Genomic DNA, 8,421 nt, shown 5'->3' on the forward strand with positions numbered 1-8,421 from the left:
AATGCACTGACCGCAACGGCCGTCCCGATCAACCGGGCACTGCTGCCGTCGACCCGGCCGAAGAAGATCAAGGTGGTCAACGAGGGACCGAACACCATGAGCGCCACAGTGACCGGAATCAGCGCCACCACAGAATACCGGGCTCCCCGGCCGAGATCGGATACGACGCCGACGTCGTCACCCGCAGCAACCGACCTGGCGATCCGCGGCATCAGCACCGTCAACAACGACACACCGAGAATGCCGTACGCCACTTGAAACAGCAGATCCGCGTGCGTGTACATCGAGTAGACGTGACGGGAGAGAGTGACCTTCATCGTCACCCACACACCGATCTGGCCGGCAACGACGTACACAAGTACCCAGCCGAGCAACGGCGCCCCGACGCGCACCGGGCGCCAGGTGTGCGGTACGACGCGCACGCGAAGGCGCCACCGAAACCCGTTGCGGTGCAGCGCTCGAGCAACGACGGCGGTTTGCGCCACGATCCCGAGCAGAGTGCCGATACCGATCACCAGAACCTGCGCGGTGGTCATCGACTCGGGAGTCAGAGCCACCGGTCCCGGGATACACAGGAAGACCGCGACCGTCACCAGAAGGACGACGTTGTTGATCACCGGTGCCCAGGCCGGCGCGCCGAACACCGATCGAACGCTGAGCACAGCCGTCATCATCGCCGTGACGCCGTAGAAGAAGATCTCCGGAAGAAGCAAGTACGCGAAGAGTGTCGTGAGCTCTCGTTGAGCCGGATCATCGATCACGGCCGAGACCAGAGGCGGCGCGCACACCACGGCCACTACCGTCACGAGCGCAAGAGCCAGCGCTCCGACGGTGAGAACGCGCTGCGTCTGCTCTCGTTCGAGCGTCCGCCCACGGCTCCGTTGCCGCGTCAGATACGGAAGCAGGACGCTGGCGAGAATCCCGCCGAGGAGGAGCTGATAGACCATGTTCGGGAAGCTGTTGGCCGCGTTGTACGCATCACTGACGAGGGCAATGCCCAGGACCGCGGCAAGGGCAAGGGTGCGGACGAAGCCGGTGATCCGACTGACCGTGCTGGCGAGCGCCACTTGCCCACCCATCTTTGCCAAGCTGCCACCCGTCTCAGCTGAACGTTCGGACTTGCGTTCGGACTCCCCCACGCTCTCGACCATCTCGCCAGAGTGCCACATCGCAGACGTTCGACGATCCGGACGGAAACGGAAGGGCGCCCCGAACCGTGGGTTCGAGGCGCCCTTGCGAAAGGAACAATCAGGCGGATTCTGCTCCAGCCAACGGCGGCATGACGACAACCTGACCGGCGAAGGACAGGCCCGCACCGAAGGCGAGAAGCAATGCCTTGTCGCCCGGCTTGCACTGGCCGTCGCGCAGCATCTGCTCCATGGCGAGCGGGATCGAGGCCGCGGACGTGTTGCCCGTCTCGGCGATGTCGTTGGAGACGGGGAAGCCCTCGGGCAGCTTCATGCTGCGAGCGATGACCTCGTTGATGCGCTGGTTTGCCTGGTGCGGCACAAAAGCGTCGATGTCCTCGATACCCAGCCCCGACTTCTCCAGGGTGCGGGTGGCGACCTTGCCCATCTCGAAGGCAGCCCAGCGGAACACCGCGGTGCCGGCCATCTTGATCCACGGCCGAGGTCCGGTCGGGTTCTTGGTGTAGTCGAGCCAGCTGGGCTCCTGAACGATGGCGTCGGACTGGCTGCCGTCCGAACCCCACTCGACCGGGCCGATTCCGACGGTATCGCTCGGGCCGACGACAACTGCGCCTGCGCCGTCACCGAAGATGAAGCGCACGCTGCGATCGGTGGGCTCGGTGGCCTCGCTCATCAACTCGACGCCGACGACGAGTACGTGATCAACCGTGCCACCGCGAACGAGGTCGCTGGCCACTGCAAGAGCGGTACAGAAACCGGCGCAGCCTGCCGCGACGTCGAAAGCAGCCGGACCCTTGATGCCGAGCTCGTGGGCGACGATGGACGCAGCCTGGGGAGTCTGCAGGTCCCACGTCGACGTCGCGATGATCACGGCGCCGATCTGCTCAGGGGCAATGCCGCTGACGTCCAGTGCTTTACGGGCCGCGCTGATCGACATCGCGAGGATGCCTTCACCTTCGCCGGAGAACCGGCGCGACTTGATACCCGATCGCGTCTGGATCCACTCGTCGGTGGAATCGATCAGCTCGCAGATCTCGTCGTTGGTCACGACTCGCTCCGGGCGGTGAACGCCGAGCCCGAGAAGGACGGACTGCCGACCTCCGGCCACACTGGCAATCGGCTTACCCATTGATCGATCTCCTCGTTGGTTTCTGGTGATGACGCGCATTCGACATCACACGTTACGTACAGGACATAAGCCCCTGCCTCTCAGGTCACCGTTCGATCACGGCAACAACATGAGGCTGGCTCACATTACGCTTCGGTCAGGTATGTAGTCCAGATCCACGATCAGGCGCGCAAATGAGCTAGAACTGCCAAAACACGACGATGCCCGCTTTCGGAAGCCGACAGGCCGAGTTTTGCGAAGATATTTCCTATGTGCTTGCTCACAGCGGTGTCGCTGACGACCAGTTTCCTGGCGATTTCCTGATTTCCCAACCCCTCCGCCATCAGTCCGAGAACCTCGGACTCGCGTGGCGTCAGCGATCTGATCGGATCGTCGGCGCGTCGACGGCTCATCAGTTGGGATACGACCTCGGGATCCATCACGGTTCCACCGTCGACGACCCGGTTCAATGCGTCGACGAACTCGGCTACCTTCCCGACTCGTTCCTTGAGCAGGTACCCGACCCCGCCGGCGCCTCCTGCCAACAATTCACCGGCGTAGCGATCCTCGACGTAAGCGGAAAGGACCAGGACGGGAAAGCCCGGGCGAAGCTTGCGCACCTCGATCGCCGCTCGAAGTCCCTCGTTGGTGAAAGTAGGAGGCATCCGGACGTCGAGCACCGCGGCGTCGGGGGTTGTCTCCTCGAACACCGTGAGGAACTGTGCGGCGTCGGAGACGGCAGACACCTCGAAGCCCTCTCCACGGAGCAGCAGGGCCAGCCCCTCTCGCAGATGAGCGTCGTCCTCGGCAATCAGAATCCGCACGGTAGTTCCACCCTCATCGTTGTCGGTCCACCCTCCGGGCTCTCCAATACTGCGGTTCCTTCGAAAGCCTCGACCCGGCGTCGAATACCCGCCACGCCGCCGCCCGGGCGTTCGTTCGCGCCGCCGTGACCGTCGTCGATCACGTCGATGAGCATCGTCTCACCCGACGAGTCGTCCGACGTCTCCGTCCGTGCCGTGACGGTGACCCTGCGGGCTCCGCTGTGTTTTGCGACGTTGGTCAAGGCCTCGGCGACGACGAAGTACGCAGCAGCCTCGACGGCAGCCGGGGCACGGCGGAGCTCGTCGATCTCGAGTACGCAGGGCACGGCGGAGCGCCCGGCGAGCGCCGAGATCGCGCCCTCCAGACCCAACTCGTCGAGGATCGGCGGGTAGATGTCGTGCACCAACGTCCGGAGTTCGCTCAACGCCTCGGTGGCCGCATCTTGGGCCCGATGCAGTTGTGGCAGAGCCTGGTCCGGATTGTTCTGCAACGACCGCTCGGCCATCCCCAACATCATCACCACCGCGACCAGACGGTTCTGCGCTCCGTCGTGCAGATCCCGCTCGATGCGCTTGAGTTCGGCCGAATGCGCGTCGAGCGCCGCAGCGCGGCTGGCCGTCAGGGCGGTGACGCGCTTCGAGAGGTCCGAACGCGTATCCGGCGCAAGCAAAGTCGTGGTCGACCAGCTGATCCATTTCGCCATCGCGGGGATCAACCACCACGCGATCAGGAAGTACAGGATGCCGATCAACGGCATTCCGGCAGCGCCCAGCCACGACGTCACGGGGTACGGATTGTTGACGGGTTCACCGGCGGGCATCTGCTGCCAGTACAGCGGGACTGCAATCGCATTGAGCGCACCGAGTGGCAGAGCAATGGTCAGCATCGCCGCGACGAAAGCACCCAGACCATGAATCGACAACCAGGCCGCGTCGCGCCTCGTCGACTGATCGGTGAGGAACCGGCTCCAGTCCCCGAATGTCGGATTGCTGGGCATCGGTGGGTATCGCTGCAGAACAGGGCGTCCGGTGTACGCAGCGGTGCGTTTGCGAGCCAGGCCGGCCCACCACCGGAGCACTCGCACGTACGACGGCAACAGCAACCAGCCGACGATCAGAATCGAGAGCGACAACAGAATGAGACCGACCATCAGCAAGAACAGGGAAACCACAGCTGCCGCGCCCTCGACGAGCACGTACACCGCAGCCCTGGTTCTCTTCTTCACTGCCCCAGCATGCCGCACCACACCGCACGATCCACTACAGCTGGCTACACCATTGATTCGGGACTCTGCTGGATGTCGACGAATGGCGAATCTCCATAGCGTTCTTCCCATGAAGAATCGACACTCGGTCCTCGCCCCGCCGGCTCCTGGTGCCACGGGAGCTCGAACATCTGCCGTGCGACTCGAAGGGGTCAGCAAGGTCTACGGCAACGGCCGCGGCGCCGTGACCGCCCTCGACAACGTCAGCCTCACTCTGCCGCGCAGCACCTTCACCGCAGTGATGGGCCCGTCCGGATCAGGTAAGAGCACTTTCCTGCACTGCGCCGCGGGCCTCGACCGACCGAGCAGCGGATCGGTGTGGCTGGGCGACACTGAAATTTCACAACTGAAGCCGAAGGCCCGCAGCATCTTCCGTCGCGATCACATCGGTTTCGTCTTCCAGGCCTACAACCTGCTCGGCGCTCTCGACGTCGAGCAGAACGTCACGCTCCCCCTACTCCTCGCCGGGCGACGAGCCGACAAGCAGTACCTGACCTTCGTCCTCGAATCCGTCGGACTCGGATCACACCGAAAGCGCAAACCCTCCGAACTGTCCGGCGGTCAGCAGCAACGCGTCGCCATCGCGCGCGCCCTCGTCACTCACCCCGACGCACTCTTTGCCGACGAACCGACCGGCGCCCTCGACTCCCGCAGCGCCAAGCAGGTTCTGGAGTTGTTGCGCCGGACGGCTGCCGAGTTCGATCAGACCATCGTCATGGTCACGCACGACCCGGTGGCCGCGTCGTACGCCGATCGTGTGCTGTTCCTCGCCGACGGGAAACTTGTCGGGCACATCGACCGCCCGACCCCGCAGCAGATCGCCGAGCGCATGACGCACCTCGGGGACTGGTGATGATGAAAGCGCACACCTTTGCGCACCTGAAAGCGCATCGCTCCGGTTTCGTCGCCGTGTTCGTCTCCGTATTCTGTGCAGCGCTCCTCACCTGCGGTCTGGGTGTGCTGCTGGAATCGGGAGTGCGGGGCGGTGTCTCACCACATCTCTACGCCGGTGCCGACGCCGTCGTGAGTGCACCACAGGCGCTCGAGGTCAAGGAAGACGCCGATCAGCCTTTTGCCGAGCGAGTTCTCCTCGACGACGATACGGTCCGCAAGCTCGACGCACTCGATGTCACGGTGGTTCCCGACATCTCCGTCCCGGTCAGCACGGCCGAGGGCGTCGTACTCGATGCACATCCTTGGAACACAGCACAATTGGCGCCGTACTCGCTCACCGAGGGGCGCGCTCCGCAGAGCCGCGACGAGGTGGTCTCGACCACGGGCGCCGCGCTCGGCGAGCGAATCACGCTGGCTCACGGCGCGGTAACGGACGAGTACACCGTCGTCGGCACAGCTGATTCGGCTTCGGTGCCGTCACCCGACCGTCCGGCACTCGTCTTCCTCGACGACGCAGAGGCCGAACGGTTGTGGCCGCACCAGAACGCTGTCACCGCAGTCGGATTGATCGCTCCCGAAGGCGTGGATGCTGCCGCTCTCGCCCGCGATGCACTCGCCGGAACCGGTGCGGAGGTCTCGACCGGCACTGCACGCGGAGGCATCGAATTCCTCGACGCCGGTGCTGCGCGGACGCAGTTGATCGTGCTCTGCGCGTCGTTTGCCGGTCTCGCGTTGATGGTCAGTATGTTCGTCGTTTCCAGCACGCTGTCGCTCTCGATCAACGCCCGGCGCCGAGAGTTCGCTCTGTTGCGGGCAATCGGGGCCACCACGCGGCAAGTGCACGTCATGATCGGACGTGAAGTGCTGCTCGTTGCTGCTGCGGCGGCAGCTCTCGGCGCGGTGCCCGGATACCTGCTCGCCCGAGTGCTTGGCGCACAGTTCGCCGACGCCGGGGTCATGCCCACCGATTTCGCGCTGGCCTACAGCCCGCTTCCGGCGATCGCAGCTTTCCTGATCTGCGTACTCACTGCCCGCGCGGCAGCGGCGATCGCGGCACGACGACCGGCGAAGCTCGACCCCGTCGAAGCGCTTCGCGAATCCGAAAGCGGCCCGGCGAAACTGAGCCGCGGACGCATCGTCACCGGGCTGATCTTCGGCGCCGCCGGCCTCAGCGCCTGCGTCCTCCCTGCTTTCCTGCCCGGCAGCGTGGCGGCCGCTGGAGCCGGTTCGAGCGCACTGTTGTTGATCTTCTCGGTCGCGCTGCTCGGCCCCTTGTTGGTGCGCGGCATCATCAAGGTGATCGGCGGTCCGCTGCGCCGCAGTGGGTCGGCGTCCAAAGTTCTCGCTGCCGCCAACGCCGAATCCAATTCGAGACGGCTCTCGTCGGCGGTTGTTCCGTTGGCTCTCGCAATCGCACTGGGCTCGGTGCAGTTCTTCAGCCAGAGCACCGTCGCCGCCGAGGCGACCAACCAGTCGATCAAGGGCGTCACCGCCGACCTGATCGTCGGCGCACCAGCCGGTATCGCTCCCTCGCTCCTCGAGTCGATCGCATCGGTGCCCGGAGTGAGTGCGGCAAACCCGGTGGTCCGCAGTCAAGTCCTCCCGGTACCCAGCGGAGAGGAAGGCGGCTCAGCCGACAGCGCGATCGCGGCCCAGGGCATCGACGCCGCCAGCGCCGACGCGACCCTCGATCTCGCGGTGACCGAGGGCGACCTCAGCGCTCTGACCGGCGATACCGTTGCCGTGAGCGAAGACGGCGCCTTCACCCTCGGAGCCAAGGTAGGCCAGCGCGTCGACCTCTATCTGGGTGACGGAACACTGGTACATCCCATGGTCGTCGCAAAATATGGTCGCGGCCTCGGATTCGGGGACGTGACCATGCCGATCGAGACTTTGCGTCAGCACTCCACCGACGCTCTGATCGACACCGTTCTGGTTGCTGCCGAACCCGGACGGTCGGCCGAAGTCCAGCAGTCGTTGCGCTCGTTCCCCTCGATCGCCGCGATGAACCAGGACCAGTTCGGGGCCGCGGGCGAAGATCAGCGTCGTATGCAGTCGTGGGTCAGCATCCTCGCCGTCCTCGTCCTGCTCGGCTATCTCGCAGTCGCAGTCGTGAACACCCTGGTCGCCGCCACTGCCGAGCGTTCCCGCGAGTTCGCGCTCCTTCAACTGGTGGGCTCGCGGACGAGGCAGGTCCGAGCAATGATGCGCATCGAGTCGTTGATGGTGGTGGGAATCGCCGTCGTGGTCGGATCACTGATCGCCCTGCCGCCTCTGATGGGCATTGCCGTAGCGGTGTCCGGGCAGCCGATCCCGGCGATTTCACCGGCGATTTACGGTTCCATCGTCGCGGTGACCGCTGTTCTGGGATTTGTCTCCATCGCGATCCCGACGCGCGCCGCTCTACGCAAGAACCCGATGGACGGAGTGCGTAACCACTGAGTGGCACTACCGTCGTCATCTATGGATGCGGCGGCCTGGGACAAGAAGTACGAAGAAACCGAGCTCGTCTGGGGCGCTCCTCCCAACGAATTGCTGGTGGAATACGCGACGGCCCTCCCCCACGGCCAGGCACTGGACCTGGCGTGCGGCGAGGGTCGTAACGCGTTGTGGCTCGCGACTCGCGGTTGGGAGGTCACCGGCATCGACTACTCGGCCGTCGCGATCGAGAAAGCCCGCATGATCGCGGCCCGCTCACCCCGATCGGTTCTCGACCGGCTCGACTACCGATGCGGCGACGTCACCGTCGCGGATTACGCCTCGAGGAACGAGCAGGGATACGACTTGGCCCTGCTTCTTTACCTTCATCTGCCCGCACCACAACGCACCCTGGTTGTGAACCGTGCCATAAATTCTCTGAAACCTGACGGAATCCTCATGATTTTGGGTCACGACCGAAGCAACATCGACTACGGCGTCGGCGGGCCGCAAGATCCCGAAATCCTTTACACACCAGAAGAATTGATGCAGGAGTTCCGCGGAAAGCTCGAGTTCGAGATCGCCGGAAATCCCCACAGGCACACCGAAACGGGAATCGCGGTCGACGCGCTTGTCATCGGACGCAAATCCGGTGTTGGCAATGCAAAGAACGGCTAGTAACATGTATTAAGTTACCGACGAGTAATAAACTTCGGGCGGTACTAGGAGTGCTGGACCGCACCACCTCACTGGGAGAAGCAGAA

The 8,421-nt window shown here is 64.3% G+C and carries 7 protein-coding genes; 3 read left to right on the top strand and 4 right to left on the bottom strand.

Going from position 1 to position 8,421, the window contains the following annotated elements:
• The 4 genes from murJ to A2J01_RS02930 all read right to left on the bottom strand — a co-directional run.
• Positions 1-1,151: murein biosynthesis integral membrane protein MurJ (gene murJ, locus A2J01_RS02915; protein WP_231915689.1), on the bottom strand; the 1,151-nt coding region annotated here is incomplete at its 3' end.
• A gap of 97 nt (positions 1,152-1,248) precedes the next feature.
• Positions 1,249-2,277 carry a beta-ketoacyl-ACP synthase III gene (locus A2J01_RS02920; protein ID WP_003945837.1) on the bottom strand — a complete coding sequence of 343 codons (1,029 nt, stop codon included), beginning with the start codon at positions 2,275-2,277 and terminating at the stop codon, positions 1,249-1,251.
• Positions 2,278-2,438: 161 nt separating this feature from the next.
• Complete coding sequence (locus tag A2J01_RS02925; protein ID WP_064111876.1) at positions 2,439-3,080, bottom strand: response regulator transcription factor; 642 nt, start codon at positions 3,078-3,080, stop codon at positions 2,439-2,441.
• Positions 3,068-4,306, bottom strand: coding sequence for a sensor histidine kinase (locus tag A2J01_RS02930; RefSeq protein WP_179090776.1), 1,239 nt, complete (start codon positions 4,304-4,306; stop codon positions 3,068-3,070). The genes A2J01_RS02925 and A2J01_RS02930 overlap by 13 nt, the downstream gene beginning before the upstream one ends.
• A 109-nt stretch (positions 4,307-4,415) precedes the next feature.
• Between A2J01_RS02930 and A2J01_RS02935 the strand changes: the two genes are divergently transcribed.
• The 3 genes from A2J01_RS02935 to A2J01_RS02945 are packed head-to-tail and all read left to right on the top strand — an operon-like array spanning position 4,416 to position 8,335.
• Positions 4,416-5,198: an ABC transporter ATP-binding protein gene (locus A2J01_RS02935; RefSeq protein WP_051649487.1), complete on the top strand. Its 783-nt coding sequence runs from the start codon at positions 4,416-4,418 to the stop codon at positions 5,196-5,198.
• Positions 5,198-7,681, top strand: coding sequence for an FtsX-like permease family protein (locus A2J01_RS02940; RefSeq protein WP_064111878.1), 2,484 nt, complete (start codon positions 5,198-5,200; stop codon positions 7,679-7,681). Before A2J01_RS02935 ends, A2J01_RS02940 begins: the two co-directional genes overlap by 1 nt.
• A gap of 21 nt (positions 7,682-7,702) precedes the next feature.
• Positions 7,703-8,335 (top strand): class I SAM-dependent methyltransferase, encoded by a 633-nt coding sequence (locus tag A2J01_RS02945; protein ID WP_037132341.1) that lies wholly within the window; start codon positions 7,703-7,705, stop codon positions 8,333-8,335.
• Positions 8,336-8,421 lie beyond the last annotated feature (86 nt).

This window comes from Rhodococcus sp. EPR-134 (assembly GCF_001647205.1).
GTDB classification, from domain to species: domain Bacteria; phylum Actinomycetota; class Actinomycetes; order Mycobacteriales; family Mycobacteriaceae; genus Rhodococcus_F; species Rhodococcus_F qingshengii.